This window comes from Niallia sp. M35, from assembly GCF_050971705.1.
Classification (GTDB): domain Bacteria; phylum Bacillota; class Bacilli; order Bacillales; family Cytobacillaceae; genus Niallia; species Niallia circulans_A.
Genome location: NZ_JBPCEP010000002.1, coordinates 182,843 through 199,566, shown reverse-complemented (window position 1 = coordinate 199,566; position 16,724 = coordinate 182,843). Strand labels below are relative to the sequence as shown.

Here is a 16,724-nt window from a genome sequence, read left to right as displayed (position 1 = left end):
GTTTATTTGTTTTTATTTATCTTTTTAAAGACTAATCCTCTTAAAAGGGAAAGAATATGATGTGTATCTATGTTACGCTTTCGCTTATTATTGTTTTTTAGTGAGTTAAGATGTATTTTCGCTTTCTTTTGCTTGATGAACGCCACCTTCCCCGGATGCTTCTGTTTTTTGCTTTCATTCTTTTGATGAACGCCACTTTTCTCTTTGACCTTCTTCTTTTTGGTTTTCATTCCCTTTATGAACACTACGTTTTCCGAATGTTTTTGTTTTTTGGGCTTTCATCCTTTTAATGAATGCCACTTTTCTTTTTCCCGTCCTACTTTTTGGCTTTCATTCCTTTTATGAACATCCCTCCCGCCGAATTCTGTCACTTTGTCGCTCTTCTTCAAAAAAAGAAGCTTTAAGACAGGTTCACCCTATCTTAAAGCTTCTTTACTGTTTACTTCCCTAGCATTTCTACAGTTTCTTCCACGCCGACTGCATATGCTGCAAATTTCCCATCTTTGATTTTTATCATCGTTGGTGTTCCTGTAATCTCAATTTCTTCCGCGTTTTCTGGTACTTCGTTTCCGAAAGCAGTATTATGTGTTGCAATGATTTGGTTTTCTTCGTTCGCGACAATTCCCCAAGCAGTATTTTTATCATTTTGGAAATTCTCTATGTTTATGCCCTCATTCCATACTTCTTTCCCGTCTTCGATTTTCCCAATTACTTGGTCATACTTTTTATGATGCTCTTCCCAGTCATACCAGCTCGATTCATTTTTTTCATCCTGCATATCTACAACATAAATAGGTGTGTCACCGTTATTGCTAAAAGAAAGAACATCTTTTTCAATTTGTTTACAGTATGTACAAGTGGCTTGCCAGAAATAAACGATGTATTCTTCCTCTTGTTGATTAAAAGTAGCTGATGCATTTATTTTCTGTATGTCTTCAATTGCGTCATTATCCTTACTCTTTAGTGTCCATATAGCTGCGATACAAATAATAATAATTACCACAATTACACTAAATATAATAATCGGTCTATTTTTTCTTTTCATTCTCAATCTCCTTTTTCAAACCCTATTAACTATATTCTATCTAAAAAGCTCTGTAAATAAAGCATCAATCCTCCACTAAATTCAACATAATTGTGAACATACCTATTTACCAACGACAACTGAAATGGGAGACTTTTTAGCATAAATTCACAATATTCGTCTTATTCATTCCTCCTATGATAAAATCAAACTATCTGATAAAGGAGTTGAATCGCATGAAAGAAAATATAATAAATCGTTTTGTATCGTATGCAGTTGTCGATACCCAATCAAATGAAAATAATTTAGAATGTCCGTCTACACCAGGACAATTAACATTAGCCAATTTATTGGTGGAAGAGCTGAAAGAAATTGGTATGGAAGAAGTAACGATTGATGAAAACGGTTATGTGATGGCAACTTTGCCAGCAAATACTGAGAAAAAAGTGCCGACAATCGGCTTCCTTGCTCACTTAGATACTGCTACTGATTTTACAGGTAAAAATGTACGTCCACAAAAAGTGGAAAATTATGATGGGGAGGATATTACCTTAAACGAAGATTTACATATCGTTTTATCTCCTAAAGATTTTCCAGAATTAAAAAATTACGTAGGACATACTTTGTTGACAACGGATGGCACAACCTTACTAGGAGCAGATAACAAAGCAGGTATTGCCGAAATTGTAACAGCTCTTATTTACTTAAAAGAAAACCCAGCAATTAAACATGGTAAAATTAGAGTGGCATTTACACCAGATGAGGAAATCGGCAGAGGTCCACATAAATTTAACGTAAAAGCCTTTAATGCTGATTTTGCTTACACTGTTGATGGCGGGCCATTAGGCGAATTGCAATATGAAAGCTTCAATGCTGCTGGCGCAAAAATCACAGTGAAGGGAACGAATGTTCATCCTGGTACAGCAAAAGGAAAAATGGTTAATAGTATGAAAATAGCGATGGAATTACAAAACCGCTTACCAGCAAATGAGGCACCTGAATATACGGAGGGCTATGAAGGTTTTTATCATTTACTATCCTTTGAGGGAGACGTGGAAGAAACAAAGCTTGCTTATATTATCCGTGATTTTGATCGTACTTCTTTTGAAGAGAGAAAAAGAATCCTGCAGACAATTGTAGCGGAGTTAAATGAAAAGTATGGTGCCGAAACAGTAAAACTGGAATTAAACGACCAATACTACAATATGCGGGAAAAAATTGAACCCGTAAAAGAAATCGTGGATGTAGCCTATCAAGCAATGATAAATCTCGGTATTACACCAATTGTTCAGCCAATTCGCGGTGGTACAGATGGTTCACAGTTATCTTATATGGGATTGCCAACTCCCAATATTTTTACAGGTGGAGAAAACTTCCATGGTAAATATGAGTTCATTTCTGTCGATAACATGGTAAAAGCAACAAATGTAATCGTAGAAATTGTCCGCCTATTTGAAGAACGTGGATAAAGGAAAGAAGGCTTTTGATGCCTTCTTTCAGCTTGTTGACAAAAGGAATTTAGGAAATGCAAATGGAATTATTATGCATTTATTGGAGTGAAAGGGGTGAGACTCCTGTGGGATCTGCGAGACAGTCTGAGACCCTGCAGGCCTTTAGGCCGAAGCGGCTCAGCGCGAGCCCCACGGAAAGCGAACCCCTGCAACTGAAATTAACTCTTATTTAAAATAATGTATATTTATAAACTAAGACAAACTCCTAATTACCGAATTAGGAGTTTGTCGACAGTCTGAAAGAAGGCTTTTGATGCCTTTTTTTCTAAGTTTGCTAACCTTATTTTTACAGATGTTTATTTCGTTAACCGAAGTAAATTTTGTACTTTTAACAGTTTAGTATATAATGATTCAGTGCCAAATCCCTATTTTCTATGGATTTAGTGGTGAAAGAAAAGATTAGAGGAGTTTTGCAATGGATACAATGAGTAAGATGCAAGAAGAAGTAACACAAAATACAGAATTACATCACTATATATTAGAAACTTTTGGACTTCAATCGAAGAAAAAAAGAGTTCGTAAAAAACTTTTGAAACAAGTAATCTCGCAAGAAAAAGTTCTAAAAAAATTGGTGAGCGAATTTAAGAATACAGACCAAGAACAGCCTGTAGTTTCTAGAAAAGAAGAAGTAAGCACTGTTTCCTTTGAGAAACTACCCGTTACTACTCTATTAAAAATCGGGAAAGAATTTTTTAAAGAAGAAGAAAGTGTTCGTTTTTATTATAATAAAAACAAAGAACCTTTCTACAAGAATAAAGAAATGCTTATTACATGTATTTCAACAAATTATGCTGCAGCACCAGCTGATATTCAAAAAGAAATCATAACTAAACTATAATTCTTCACTATGATGAGATTCACTTATGGATAGCCACTTCTATTTATCCTCTTATTCGAACGAAGTGGCTACAATTTTTTATCCTCAACCTTTCATAAAAACAAGCAAGCGCATCCAATCAGCTTGTTCGATATCTCACAATCTGCTATAATTTTGATGTAATACATAGATTAAGAAAGGGAGGCATACAAATGATTAAGATTGCACCCTCCATTCTCTCCGCTGATTTTGCTAAGCTAGGGGATGAAGTGAAAGATGTAGAACGAGGTGGCGCTGATTACATTCATGTGGATGTAATGGATGGTCATTTTGTACCAAATATAACTATTGGCCCACTTATTGTGGAAGCAATTCGTCCTGTGACAACTTTGCCATTAGATGTTCATTTAATGATTGAAAATCCAGATGCTTATATTCCAGCATTCGCTAAGGCTGGTGCTGATATCATCACCGTACATGTAGAGGCCTCTCGCCACTTGCATCGTACTATTCAATTAATAAAAGAACAGGGCGTAAAGGCTGGAGTAGTATTAAATCCAAGTACGCCAGTAGAAATGATTAAGCATATTATCGAAGATATTGACATGGTTCTATTAATGACAGTTAATCCTGGTTTTGGCGGACAGGCTTTTATTCCTAATGTCCTTCCTAAAATTAAAGAAGTACGTCAGTTAGCAGATCTGTTAAATCCAACACTTGATATTGAAGTAGACGGTGGTATTAATACTGAAACTGCTGTATTAGTCAAAGAGGCAGGCGCGAATGTTCTTGTTGCCGGATCATTTATTTATAACAATCCTAATCGTGAAGAAGCAATTAAAGCAATACGTGGATAAAATAGTAACAAGGAGTCTATAAATTTAGATTCCTTTTTTTATATTTTAACTAACCCAATTGTATGATGTTGGTACAATAGACTTTCTATTAAAGCTACTTGAGTCTCCTCACAATGAATAACGATAACTAACTCCGCTTTACTTGGCTTTATCTCTTCTTTATTTCTCCACCGCTTATACAAATAATCTACCGGAATAGTGATACAAATTCCCGCTATTAAACCAATTAATCCCCAAAGAATTGGACCTAAATAAAGAACAAATCCATAGATGGTCCCCAAAAGCATCATAATCATACTCACACTAGCAACAAAGAACATATTAAAACCATCTGCATTGAAAGGATCCATATATTTTTTCTCTACCCCTTTTTTATTAAGAGATGATACAAATATATCTTCCTTGCGAATATGATGTTTTTCTAATTCATGTAGTACCAATTCGACTTTTAAGGAATGATCAAAGACGGAGATAATATTCATGGATTATTGTCCTTTATTTTAAAGTTTCTTTTAAGATAAAAAGAATATTTTTGTTCAAGATAATGGCTCTGTTCTAGTCTAAACAGTTGATTCATTTCGATGGCATGGTAATATGTATCACATGCAGCAAATAGATAAATGGACGGCAGAAACAGAAGCCATTCTATATTAATAATGGAGGTCGCTAAACCATACAATCCTCTGCAAGTGAAATAAATTCCTTCTAATGCTTTTGAATGGTAGATTATGATTAGATGACTAGCTAATAAAAATGAACCCGTTAAAAAGTTTCTAAGAATTAAATGACCAAGACCTGGAGTAATGATGGACCAAAATACTGGTACCCATTTATTTACTCGCTGCAAATAATTGATTCCCAATGGATGGATGACAAATGGCATTAGTGGATATCTTTCCTCTTTAGCTAACTTAGAAAATTGATTAATATCCGTAGTTATTCTGTATGCATCCCATGCATTAAAAATATAAATTCCTACATAGAAAAAAAACCATCTTATATCCAGCGATTCAGCAGCTAATTGAAATTCGCCAATACAGGAGTACAAAATAGCTAAATTTAAATGCGCCTGTGTATTAATCAAAAATTCCCATATAAATAAAAGTACTCCTATCAATAACTTTCCAACCATAATATGACCAGTACCTGGCATGGCAAGAGCCCACCATAGTGGCATCAAAGGATTGCTTACACTTAAATAATTTGTTCCAATAATAGACATATTCATGTTTTTATATCTATATGCTTGCTCATTGAATTGTTGCACCCGTGCTCACCAACTCGTTTTTTTCTAGTATGCTTCCTTCTGCTAATTTTTTATACATATATTTCGAATCAAATTAAAACTACTCACTTGAAGCGAAAAAAATTATATTAAAAACATTATTATTTTTCATAATAAAATGATTATTATGAATTCAGACTCTAAAAAGCCACAAATTATTCCAATTTTATGTTCTAGCAAAATTTTTTTTGACAAGTCTAGTATCTTTTCAGTATTATATTAAAATAATAGAGGAGGTTTCTTTAATGTCAGATTTAAATAAACAGAAAATTGTGGACAGTGTTCCCCAAAAGGGATTTTTTGGTCATCCTAAAGGGTTGTTCACACTTTTCTTTACAGAATTTTGGGAAAGATTTTCCTACTATGGGATGAGAGCCATCCTAGTTTATTATATGTACTACGAAGTATCTAAAGGTGGATTAGGTATTTCCGAAGGTACGGCGATTGCCATTGTATCTATATACGGTTCACTCGTTTATATGTCTGGTATTATTGGTGGATGGTTGGCAGATAGAATATTTGGGACAAGTAAGGCCGTTTTCTATGGCGGTATATTCATTATGCTTGGTCACATTGTATTAGCTGTGCCGGGTAGTATTACCATGTTCTTTATTTCCATGATTTTAATTGTTATCGGAACAGGATTATTAAAACCAAATGTATCAAGTATTGTTGGAGAAATGTATAGTCCAGAGGATGCGCGTCGTGACGCAGGTTTTAGTATATTCTACATGGGAATTAACCTTGGTGGATTCCTGTCACCAATTATTGTTGGCGAAATTGGAATGAATTATAGTTTCCATCTTGGTTTTGGACTTGCTGCAATTGGTATGTTATGTGGATTAATTGTATTCATGATGACAAAGAAGAAGAATTTAGGTCTTGCTGGTACATTTGTGCCAAATCCATTATCTAAAAAAGAAAAGAAAAAGGTATATTCTTCTATTGGTATTAGCATAGTGGTCATTGCCATCATTTTAGCTATTTTAATTCCATTGAAAATCTTAACTTTCGAATCTTTTGTCACAATTGTCGGAATTCTCGGCTTCTTAATTCCAGCTATTTATTTTATTGTTATGTATCGCAGTCCAAAAACTACTCGTGATGAGCGTTCTAGATTGATTGCCTATATCCCACTGTTTTTAGCTGCCGTTATGTTCTGGGCGATTCAAGAACAAGGATCAACCATTCTTGCTGCCTATGCTGATAAACGAACACAATTAGAGTTTGGCGGATTTAGTCTTTCACCAACTATTTTCCAATCAATCAATCCATTGTTCATTATTATATTTGCACCGGTATTTGCATGGATTTGGGTTAAGCTTGGAAATCGTCAACCTTCTGTTTCTAAGAAGTTTTCAATTGCTTTATTGTTTGCCGGTTTATCCTTTATCATTATGATGTTACCTGCTTATTTAAGCGGAGTAAACACATTAGTTAGCCCATTATGGTTAGTATTAAGCTATTTCCTAGTAGTAGTTGGAGAGCTATGTATATCTCCAGTTGGCCTGTCTGCTACAACTAAACTGGCGCCAGCGGCTTTCTCTGCACAGACAATGAGTCTTTGGTTCTTATCCAGCGCTGCTGCCCAAGCACTAAATGCACAAATCGCCCCATTATTCACAAAAATATCTGAAGTTGCATATTTCGGTATTCTTGGAGGAGTAGCTATTTTCTTAAGTATTATCCTTTTCTTGTTATCACCTATGATTCAAAACAAGATGAAAGGAATAAAGTAAACAAAAAAAGTGGAGGATATGCCTCCACTTTTTTAATGTAAGTGAAAGTTAAATTTGTCCCTAACACATTTAACTCCTTCTGTTACCTTGCGGACTTTATATGCCTACTAAATTCTTTTTGAGCAATTTTAAAGCCCGATGCTGTGTCGTCTTCACTTTACTTTCAGACCACCCCAAATTCAAAGCAGTTTCTCCTATAGACAATTCCTTTAAATATCTGCAGTAAATTACTTTTTTTTGATCTTCTGTACAACAATAAAGTAAATGTTTAATCCAATCAAGCTGTTCTTTCTTCATGGCAACTTCATCAGGAAGAGCTTGTTCATCCTTTATATGGATAGGTATTTCACAATCAAAGGTATAGGAATTTTTTTGTTTTCTAAAATGATCAATGGCAATATTTTTAGCAATTGTATATAGCCAAGTTCGCTCACTACTTTCCCCTTTAAAGAGACACTTTGTTTTTAGCAATCGTATAAAAACTTCTTGTACTAAATCTTCTGCCTCTTCCTTTTTCACCCCTAAATAGATCAGAAAATGAATTAATTCTTGACTATATCTTTCATAGAGCTCTTCAATCGAACCCATTTCCCCCACCCCTAACAAAACCAGTGAATCAACGGACAGATAACAATCAAAAAACTCCTATTACTAAAATTCCAGAGAGCATTTTTTATTCCATTATTAAATAGTAAGTATGTATTTCTTGCGAGTTCTTCATTTAATTATTACTATCCTAAAGTATTTATCTTTTTTGTTACAAAGCAATTACAAAACTACTTTATTGTAACATCAATGAAATATATTATACATCTTAACGTAATAAAAATTCCAGTTTTTTCTTTAAAAATTGATTAATTTTCTATTTATTTCATCGGATCATTAATTGTAACTAAATTCTTGGTATTGTAATTAGTTTCCAACATTCTAGTTGAGGGGGTTTTTTAGCAATACTACATTGAAATCCTTATGTTTTCTCCATAAAATTGCAGATGGTTATTGTCGATTGAAGTAACGTAGATGTTACTTCTTTTACAATGGATATACCATGGGTGGAATCACCATGAATACATATGGTATCTGCTTGAATAGGTATCTCTTCACCTTGTACAGAGGTAACCTTTTTATTCTTAACCATATCAATTATCTGTTTAGCTGCCTGTTTAGGGCAGTCGATAAGAGCTTGTTTATGTGTACGTGGGGTTAAACTTCCATCTGATTGATAAGTTCGATCTGCAAATACCTCGTTAGCAGTTTCTAAGCCATAACGTTTCCCTGCTCTAATCAATTCACTGTTCGCTAAACCGAATAGAATATACGCAGGATTTATCTTGTAAATAGCTTTGGCAATCGCATCAGCCAATCGTCCATCTTTCACAGCCATATTATATAACGCACCATGTGGCTTTATATGCTGCAAGGTTCCGCCCTCTGCTTTCACAAATGCTTCTAATGCTCCTATTTGATAAATGACTATATCATATACTTCATTGGGTGATATATTTATTTCTCTCCTTCCGAAGCCAAGAACATCATTAAAGCCTGGATGGGCACCAATCGCCACTTTATTCTCCAGTGCAAGATTCACCGTTTTCCTCATGGTAGTTGGATCACCGGCATGAAAACCACAAGCAATATTTACACTAGTTACATAGGGGATAATTGTTTCATCATTCCCAATTCGATAAGCACCATAGCTTTCCCCTAAATCACAATTTATATCAATAGACATATAGGCTCCTCCTATTTAGTAAATTTCTTCCCCTATTTATTCACCTCAAGCCCAATATAATGAATTCTAGAATACAGATGACTAAACCTCCTCTTCTCTACTATTTCCCTTTTCACTTTACAAAAAAAAATACGGAAGTCCTACAAAGGGGCTACCGTATTTCCATTGTTATATTTATGTTTTTCATCAAACTTTATTTTAAATATGCTGTCGTCAGAAGCAATTACTGACCATATTTATACAGTCTCTATTTGTAGGGACTCCATCTCTTTATCATCAGTTCATGTAACTACTTTGTAGTAATCTAGCATCGTGATTAAGATCTCTTCATATCAATAATAAATTTATACCGGTCTCCGCGATAAATAGATTTCACATATTCAAAAGGAGTTCCATTAGCCAAATAACTAAAACGCTCCATCAGCAGCACCGGTGCCCCCTCTTTAATCCCAAGAGATGCACTTTCATTTTTATGGGATAACGTTGATTCAATTGTTTGGGTAGCGTGACTAATCTTTTGATGTAAAGTTTGCTCCACATATTCATATATAGAACCATGTAAAGTCTCTTCCTGCAGCTCCTTAATCAAGAGCGTTGGAAGGTAGGAAGTTTCAAGGGCCATTGGGATATCATCCGCAATCCGTAATCGGCTAACCTCATAAACTTGGTCGCCCTCTTCTATCTTCAACTTACTGGCAATGCCTCTTGGACAAGGAATTATTTTAAAATCAAGAATTTTAGTTTTTGGTGTTAACCCTCTTGAATGCATATCTTCCGAGAAACTTGTTAATCCAGAAAGCTCTTGTTCTACCTTTTGTGCAGCAACAAAAGTCCCTTTCCCTCTTTGACGAACAAGTACACCTTCAGCTACTAAGTTATTAATAGCTTGACGAACCGTCATCCTGCTAATACCGTATTTTTCGGAAAACTCCCGTTCCGAGCTAATAGGGTCACCAGGCTTTAGCTCTTTAATGATTTCTTTTATCTCCATTTCTAATTGATAATAGATAGGAATATGTGAATCTTTAATGATCAACTATACACACTTCCTTTATTTTCTTTCAAAATAGATAAAGCCTCCTGATCAGCGATAATTGTAACATCCGGATGCTTTTTCAAAATAGAAGCTGGAAGATCCTCTTTTATATCGGAATGAAATAACTGATTAAGCACAGATGCCTTCTTCACTCCAGACACGAGCAATAAGATTTTCCGACTTTTCATTATAGTGGAAATCCCCATAGAGATAGCATGTGTTGGTACCTCATCCATACTAGTAAAATAGCGAGCATTTGCCTCTCTTGTCGAGTCAGCTAATTGAACAACATCAGTTGTAGAAGAGAACGAAGTACCTGGTTCATTAAAACCGATATGTCCATTTTCACCTATTCCTAAAACTTGCATATCCATTCCACCAAAAGAATCAATCAGTTTCTCATAATTTTTTCCTGCTTCTTTATCATCAATATTTTTGGCAAAAGGCAAATGAGTTTGATTTTCAGGAATATTTATATGATTAAATAAGTGTTCTTTCATATAATAGCTATAACTTTGAGGATTATCCTCTTCTAAACCAACATATTCATCTAAATTAACGGTGATAACTTTTTCATAGGATGTTTGGTTCTCCGTAAAATCCTTTATTAAATACTGATAGGTTCCTACTGGAGTTCCCCCAGTAGCAAGACCTAGCACACTATTTGGCTTCGTTTGTATTTGCTCTATTATTTTTTTGGCTGCTACTTTACTCATTTCATCGTAGTTTTGAACTTCAATTAATTTCATGCTGAAAATCCTCCATTCGAATATACAATTTTCCCTTTACAAATTGTTAGTGCCACTTGATTATTTTCATCTAATACGACTAAATCTGCATCTTTACCTTTTGCAATACTTCCCTTTTTATCCAAGACACCAATTTGCTTAGCTGGATTATAAGATGCCATCTTGACAACATCCTGTAAAGAGCATCCTGTAAATTTCATCATATTATTGATAGCATCATTCATTTTTAATGTACTACCCGCAAGAGCACCATTTTCTAATAACGCTTTTCCATCACGAACAATTACCTTTTGCCCACCTAAGGATGAAATACCATCCGCAAGCCATTTTGCCCGCATGCTATCTGTAATGAGAATGATATGTTCAGCCCCCTTTTGTAAAAAAGCAAGTTTAACTATTTCTGGATGAATATGAACACCATCGACAATCATTTCAGCCATTAACTCCGAATGGAGCAAGGCTGCGCCTGCAACTCCTGGATCACGATGATGCAGACCTCTCATTCCATTAAACAGATGAGTAACATGATTTACACCAGCTTGAATGCTTGATAATACTTGCTCATAAACTGCATCTGAGTGCCCTATTGATGGAACGATATTCTCTGCCTTTAAATAGCGAACAAGCTCAAAGTTTTCATCTTCCTCAGGTGCCATCGTAACAAGTTTGATTTGATTATTGGATAATGTCTGCCATTTTTTAAATAACTCTACATTCGGCTTTTTAACAGATTGGACTGGCTGTGCTCCAACTCTCTTTTCGGAGATAAAGGGACCTTCTAAGTGAATCCCGATGATTTCTGCTTTTCCTGATTGATTAGCTGTCTCGACATACTGGGCAATAGTTGTGAGCGCATTTTCAATACTTTCTACCTCTTGTGTCATGGTAGTTGCTAAAAAGCTTGTTGTTCCTTCTTTTGGCAATGTCTCAGCCATAATTTCTAAGGCTTGCTGTGACGCATCCATTGCGTCAGCATTATTTGCTCCATGGATATGAATATCAATAAACCCTGGTATTAAATTCATACCCTTTGGAAAATCTAGTATATGTGCATTTTCCCATTCTTTTTCAAGGAAGGAGTCCATTAACCCAATCGAATTAATTTTCCCTTCCTTCACAACTACATACCCATTTGGATTAACTTCCGTTTCTGTGTAAATACATACATTTTTTAATATTAATTCTTTTGGTTCATCCGTTATCATGATTCTAAAAGCTCCTTTTTTTAAAATATACGTATCTATATATCTAGATGTCTATACCAGTTGATTTATACTTATTCTTCTTGGATGATTAAATATTAACCTATCAGATATTCACTATTTTTCTATTTCCCCAAACTAACTAGCGGTAATCGGTTTCACCTCAAATTATAGTTATTTCCTTTTATTTCGTCAAGTTCCTATTGTCCTTCTTGCTGCTATTTCTAAAAATATGAATAAATGATATCGGCTAAATCCACTTTTAGCTGATATCATTTAGTTGAACTTACATTTGCCTAACACTTTCGCGGTAAATAATTTCATACCCAGAAACTGTTTTCATGGGAGTATCATCACCTTTAATGAGACTTAACATCTTTCTGGCTGCTAGATTGCCAGCATCTTTATAAAAAAACTTTGCAGTGGTTAAACCTGGATATATCATCTCAGTCATTTCATACCCACCAAACCCGGTTATGGACAGATCGCAAGGAATAGAAATCCCCTTCGAATAGATTGCTTTCATTGTTCCCATAGCAATATTATCTGTAGCACATACAATGATGCTAGGGTGAAATCGATCGATTATTTCAGAAACAATGGAAAATGATTGTGTTTCTTGATCCATCTTCACCTCAAAAAATTGGACATCTATATTTGCTGTTTCCTCGATACTTTTCTTAAACCCTTCTTTCCGATCAATTCCTATTGCAACATTTTTTTCTTGGAGACCAAGGAAGGCGATTCTTTTATGCCCTTGAGAAAGTATATATTTCCCTAATTCATATGCTGCTTCATAATCATTATGAATTAAACTTGGAATCTCCTCATGCTGTTGCCCTACAATAAGCACAGGGATTCCTAGTTGTTTAATGATCATTAAATGGCGATTCGTAACTTCTGTTGCTAATAAAATGATCCCAGCAACCTTCTGTCTTACTAAAGAATGAATATTTTCTATTTCCCGTTCCAAATCTAAATTTGAATGAGAAATTAACATTTGATAATTCCTTGCCTTCAACTCTTCATCTATTCCTATTAAAGTCCGTGAAAAAGCATACGAATCTAATTGAGGCACAATTGTTCCAATAATATTTGTCTTCTTTGCTTTTAAGCTTTGAGCAAATGCATTAGGCGTATAGCCGGTTTCTTTGATAATATGCTGTATTTTTCTTTTCGTGGCTTCACTGACAGAACCTTCATTTAAATATCGAGAAACAGTACTTTTGGCCACGCCCGCAAGTTTAGCGATATCACTAATAGTTGTCACCTATAAACCTCCTTATACATTGCTTTCTTCCAGAAAAATCAATTATAGAGCAGGCATTCTTTGAAACCCGCTAATTAAGAAAGCCTTTTCATTTTTCCTTGATGTAAAGCTAGATTTCCTTACTTGTTCTTCTCTCTATATATTATACAGGATAAAAAACAATAACGTATGCACTATTTTTTCTATTTATGGAAGTATACCTTGTAGCTTGTTGATTCATAATGATTGCTATAAGGACTTTCTTTTAGTTTTAATTATGAAGGTAGGGAATGCAATGAAAAATATATCATCTCTTCGAAAAAACAATAAATATAAATATGAACTATTACAGAGTGCAAACTATTTAGAACAGCCGATTATTTCTGTTATTACCCCCGTATTTAACAATGAAAAAACGATCCAGAAGACGATTGAATCGGTTTTACAGCAATCCATTATGCCACAGATTGAATATATACTTATTGATGATGGCTCTAAAGATCAAACTCGTTCTATCTTGAAGAAATTTGTTAACGAGCATCCTAATATTAAACTCGCTCTTCTAGCGAAAAACACAGGCACACCTGGCTATCCTAGAAATTTAGGAATTGAACTTTCATCGGCCCCTTACTTAACTTTTTTAGATGCAGATGATTGGTTTGAAAAGACTGGCTTGGAAAAACTCTATAGTGTACTAAATGAAACAGATGATGATTATATAGTGGGAAAAACAATTAAAGTCACGTCTAAAAAAAATGCCATAGTAGGCGAACACGAATCATGGAAAGAAAGAAGAAGTATCCCCCCGGCGAGTATCCCACATATTTTTCATCATTTAGGACCTAGGGCAAGATTAATGAAGTCTAGCATTATAAAACAGAACCAAATTCAATTTCCTGAGATGAAGTATGGAGAAGATAAGCAATTTTTCATGGAAGTATTGACTAATTGTAAAAAAATCTCAACAACAGAAGCTGTTATCTACTATTTAAATCGCTTAGATGATAATGACGAATCCTTGACGAAGCAGACGAATGTATTAAATAAAATGCATTGTAATCGAAAAGTAATCAACTACTTTAAAGAGAAAGAAATGGATTCAGAGTTAAAGCGAATGGTCCTTAATCGCTTGTATGAATTTGATTGCTTTAATCGATTTATAAATCGGTATCATACGCTAAGAACGGAAAACAATCAAACATTTAAAGGGAAATTAGATGAGTTTTTAAAAAGGAAAGCATATATATCCACCATGAAAAAAATGTTACGGACGACTTCTTCGTTGGATTATGAGATCAGTGACCATTTTTACCATCCTTATAATAAGGTTTGTTATCAGTTATTTTCACAAAAACGCTATAAGGATATCGAAACATTATTTCGATGGATGAATCAAGAAAAAATAAAAAAACATGTAGTTAAAGATGATACTGCTTACTGGGTTTCTCCGCTAAGCTCGCCTTATAACTTTATTAGAGTCCCTATGTATGCTGAATTAATAAATTGTGAATATACGAATGGTTTCTTCCGCTTCGATATTCGTATTGCAGGTGATCACCCAAAAGAGATTGAACATCTCCTGTTCCGCGATCGAAACAACATCCATAACCAGTTTATGTTTTCGATTGAACCATATGAAGGGGCTTTAAAGAGAATTATGGTACCAGAAGCATTCTTTACCGCTCTTGGAAAATCAGTTTATACTATTTATTTATCTTATAGAGATTATCATAAAGTCCAATTACATATCCCGAACCCTAAGCTCCGGTTAAAAAAGCAGCAAACAGATAAGCAGCATTTTTATAAAACCATTCACAATCACTTGGCGCTAAAGGTTCTTTAATATTAAGTTTAAGAGTTGATTTCTTAGAGACCGCCTGTTTTCTTATAAAACGAGTGATCTCTAAGAATTTTTTTCATCTCTCATTCATATTCTAACCTTAACCAATCTAATCTTTTTCCTCTGCACTTTTTATAGTGTCTCTATAAACCGATAAAAGGCTTTTGTTCCATCGTCATCTCTTTTAAATACACCGGCATGATGTAAGATTGTCTCAAAAACAATTCCTATTTCTGTTTGTAAGATAGTACTTACATTTTCTTTTGTCATCTGTGGATTGTTTTCTTTAACTTTTTTTGCCCATGCTAAGTGTTTTACAATAGCTGGCTCTAGACGGATGCGCTCTTCAAAATCAGCTTTGACGATATTCTCTGCAAGTAAGCTCATTTCTACTTTCAATCTTCCTGGCAAAACTGCTAACCCCATCACTTCAATCAAACCAATATTCTCTTGTTTAATCGCATGAACTTCCTCATGTGGATGGAAGATCCCGAATGGATATTCTTCACTTGTACGATTATTACGGAGCACTAAATCCATTTCATATTGGCCATTGCGCATTCTTGCAATTGGCGTGATCGTATTATGACGAACACCGTTTGTATATGCAAGAATATCAACACTTTCATCACTATAATCCAGCCATTTTTTTAATATATAATCAGATGCTTCCACTAATTGTTGTTTGTCTGTACCATTTAGACGTAAAACAGACATCGGCCATTTAACTATTCCTGCATGGATAGCAGGAAACTGCTCCAACGTAAATCCAGCTTCTATTTCTGCCTTTGCCATCGGAAATTCATGATATCCCCCTTGAAAATGCTCATGGGCAAGAATGGACCCTCCAACTATCGGCAGATCGGCATTAGACCCCATAAAGTAATGAGGATATTGGTGAACAAATTCTAGTAATCTAGTAAATGTTCTTTTCGAAATGGTCATTGGCTCATGCCGTTCAGAAAAACAAATAGCATGCTCATTATAGTAAACATATGGCGAAAACTGCAGGAACCATTGTTCCTCTTCTAGAGTCACTGGTATAATACGATGATTTTGTCTAGCCGGATGATTAACTCTTCCTGCATAACCAGCATTTTCTTTACATAACAAACATTTAGGATAAAAACCTTGTTTTACTTTTTTTAGAGCAGCTATTTCTTGTGGATTTTTTTCTGGCTTAGACAAGTTAATCGTAATCTCTAAATCTCCATAACTCGTATGCGCCAGCCACTCTTCATTTTTAGCAATTCGATCCGTGCGGATGTAATCAACTTTTTTTGAAAAGTCATAAAACCAACTAGTTGCACTCTTTGCTCCCTTATCCTTATAGAGCATGGCAAATCTATTATTTATTTCAGAGGGCAGCGGAACAAAGCAAGCCATTAATTTAGTATCTAGTAAATCTCGATAGGTAATTGTATTTTCTACCAAGAGATTATGTTCAGCAGCCCAATCTAAAATAGTATCTAATAGTTCACGCAACTCTATTTTCACTGGAGCGCTAATCTCTGATGGGACAAAATCATCCAATTCTAAGATTTCGAGTAATTTATTCCGCACTACATCTATATCCCATTTTGTAATTAAGTTTGATTCTATTCCATAATGAAGCAATTGTTCTACATGCTGATAAATAGTGGTTGTCATATAACATTGCTCCTTTCCTCTTAGTGCATTCTC

Annotated in this window: 16 protein-coding genes; 5 read left to right on the top strand and 11 right to left on the bottom strand. The window is 34.8% G+C overall.

The features are described 5' to 3' along the window. Nucleotides 1-174: 174 nt before the first annotated feature. Both NiCM35_RS03055 and NiCM35_RS03050 read right to left on the bottom strand, forming a co-directional pair. Nucleotides 175-300 carry a hypothetical protein gene (locus tag NiCM35_RS03055; RefSeq protein WP_433778578.1) on the bottom strand — a complete coding sequence of 42 codons (126 nt, stop codon included), beginning with the start codon at nucleotides 298-300 and terminating at the stop codon, nucleotides 175-177. A 139-nt stretch (nucleotides 301-439) separates the two neighbouring features. Next, entirely contained in the window at nucleotides 440-1,045 is a 606-nt protein-coding gene (locus NiCM35_RS03050; RefSeq protein ID WP_095329948.1) for a thioredoxin fold domain-containing protein, read from the bottom strand. 215 nt (nucleotides 1,046-1,260) lie between these two features. On the opposite strand from NiCM35_RS03050, the gene pepT reads away from it, so the two are divergent. The 3 genes from pepT to rpe all read left to right on the top strand — a co-directional run bounded on the left by pepT (nucleotide 1,261) and on the right by rpe (nucleotide 4,209). Next, a complete protein-coding gene (pepT, locus tag NiCM35_RS03045; RefSeq protein ID WP_433778575.1) occupies nucleotides 1,261-2,493 on the top strand; it encodes a peptidase T in 1,233 nt (410 codons plus the stop codon). 457 nt (nucleotides 2,494-2,950) lie between these two features. Further along, entirely contained in the window at nucleotides 2,951-3,373 is a 423-nt protein-coding gene (locus tag NiCM35_RS03040) for a hypothetical protein (protein ID WP_123257273.1), read from the top strand. Nucleotides 3,374-3,564: 191 nt separating this feature from the next. Further along, the gene (gene rpe, locus NiCM35_RS03035; protein ID WP_095329951.1) at nucleotides 3,565-4,209 is read left to right on the top strand and encodes a ribulose-phosphate 3-epimerase; all 645 of its coding nucleotides are present in this window, start codon (nucleotides 3,565-3,567) and stop codon (nucleotides 4,207-4,209) included. Between the two features lie 38 nt (nucleotides 4,210-4,247). Here rpe and NiCM35_RS03030 read toward each other — a convergent pair whose 3' ends face one another. Both NiCM35_RS03030 and NiCM35_RS03025 read right to left on the bottom strand, forming a co-directional pair. Beyond that, entirely contained in the window at nucleotides 4,248-4,691 is a 444-nt protein-coding gene (locus tag NiCM35_RS03030) for a hypothetical protein (RefSeq protein ID WP_433778574.1), read from the bottom strand. Then, nucleotides 4,688-5,476 carry a hypothetical protein gene (locus NiCM35_RS03025; RefSeq protein ID WP_433778572.1) on the bottom strand — a complete coding sequence of 263 codons (789 nt, stop codon included), beginning with the start codon at nucleotides 5,474-5,476 and terminating at the stop codon, nucleotides 4,688-4,690. The genes NiCM35_RS03030 and NiCM35_RS03025 overlap by 4 nt, the downstream gene beginning before the upstream one ends. A gap of 263 nt (nucleotides 5,477-5,739) precedes the next feature. Between NiCM35_RS03025 and NiCM35_RS03020 the strand changes: the two genes are divergently transcribed. Continuing rightward, entirely contained in the window at nucleotides 5,740-7,233 is a 1,494-nt protein-coding gene (locus NiCM35_RS03020; protein WP_371472254.1) for a peptide MFS transporter, read from the top strand. Between the two features lie 96 nt (nucleotides 7,234-7,329). Here the strand turns inward: NiCM35_RS03020 and NiCM35_RS03015 are convergent, their stop codons facing one another. The 6 genes from NiCM35_RS03015 to NiCM35_RS02990 all read right to left on the bottom strand — a co-directional run bounded on the left by NiCM35_RS03015 (nucleotide 7,330) and on the right by NiCM35_RS02990 (nucleotide 13,222). Beyond that, nucleotides 7,330-7,821 (bottom strand): RNA polymerase sigma factor, encoded by a 492-nt coding sequence (locus NiCM35_RS03015; RefSeq protein WP_095329955.1) that lies wholly within the window; start codon nucleotides 7,819-7,821, stop codon nucleotides 7,330-7,332. A 379-nt stretch (nucleotides 7,822-8,200) separates the two neighbouring features. Beyond that, the gene (locus NiCM35_RS03010) at nucleotides 8,201-8,965 is read right to left on the bottom strand and encodes a LamB/YcsF family protein (protein WP_433778569.1); all 765 of its coding nucleotides are present in this window, start codon (nucleotides 8,963-8,965) and stop codon (nucleotides 8,201-8,203) included. A gap of 316 nt (nucleotides 8,966-9,281) precedes the next feature. Beyond that, entirely contained in the window at nucleotides 9,282-10,001 is a 720-nt protein-coding gene (locus NiCM35_RS03005) for a GntR family transcriptional regulator (protein WP_095329957.1), read from the bottom strand. Continuing rightward, complete coding sequence (gene nagB / locus NiCM35_RS03000) at nucleotides 9,998-10,750, bottom strand: glucosamine-6-phosphate deaminase (protein ID WP_095329958.1); 753 nt, start codon at nucleotides 10,748-10,750, stop codon at nucleotides 9,998-10,000. Before nagB ends, NiCM35_RS03005 begins: the two co-directional genes overlap by 4 nt. After that, on the bottom strand, nucleotides 10,747-11,955 hold the full coding sequence (gene nagA / locus NiCM35_RS02995) for an N-acetylglucosamine-6-phosphate deacetylase (RefSeq protein ID WP_433778568.1): 1,209 nt from the start codon (nucleotides 11,953-11,955) through the stop codon (nucleotides 10,747-10,749). The genes nagB and nagA overlap by 4 nt, the downstream gene beginning before the upstream one ends. A 283-nt stretch (nucleotides 11,956-12,238) precedes the next feature. Continuing rightward, nucleotides 12,239-13,222, bottom strand: a complete 984-nt coding sequence (locus NiCM35_RS02990; protein ID WP_303982636.1) for a LacI family DNA-binding transcriptional regulator — start codon at nucleotides 13,220-13,222, stop codon at nucleotides 12,239-12,241. Nucleotides 13,223-13,496: 274 nt separating this feature from the next. Here NiCM35_RS02990 and NiCM35_RS02985 point away from each other — a divergent pair, with 274 nt between their 5' ends. After that, nucleotides 13,497-15,044 carry a glycosyltransferase family 2 protein gene (locus tag NiCM35_RS02985; RefSeq protein ID WP_164463593.1) on the top strand — a complete coding sequence of 516 codons (1,548 nt, stop codon included), beginning with the start codon at nucleotides 13,497-13,499 and terminating at the stop codon, nucleotides 15,042-15,044. Nucleotides 15,045-15,173: 129 nt separating this feature from the next. On the opposite strand, the gene galT is transcribed toward NiCM35_RS02985, so the two are convergent. Further along, nucleotides 15,174-16,691, bottom strand: coding sequence for a UDP-glucose--hexose-1-phosphate uridylyltransferase (galT, locus tag NiCM35_RS02980; protein WP_095329962.1), 1,518 nt, complete (start codon nucleotides 16,689-16,691; stop codon nucleotides 15,174-15,176). Between the last annotated feature and the right edge of the window lie 33 nt (nucleotides 16,692-16,724).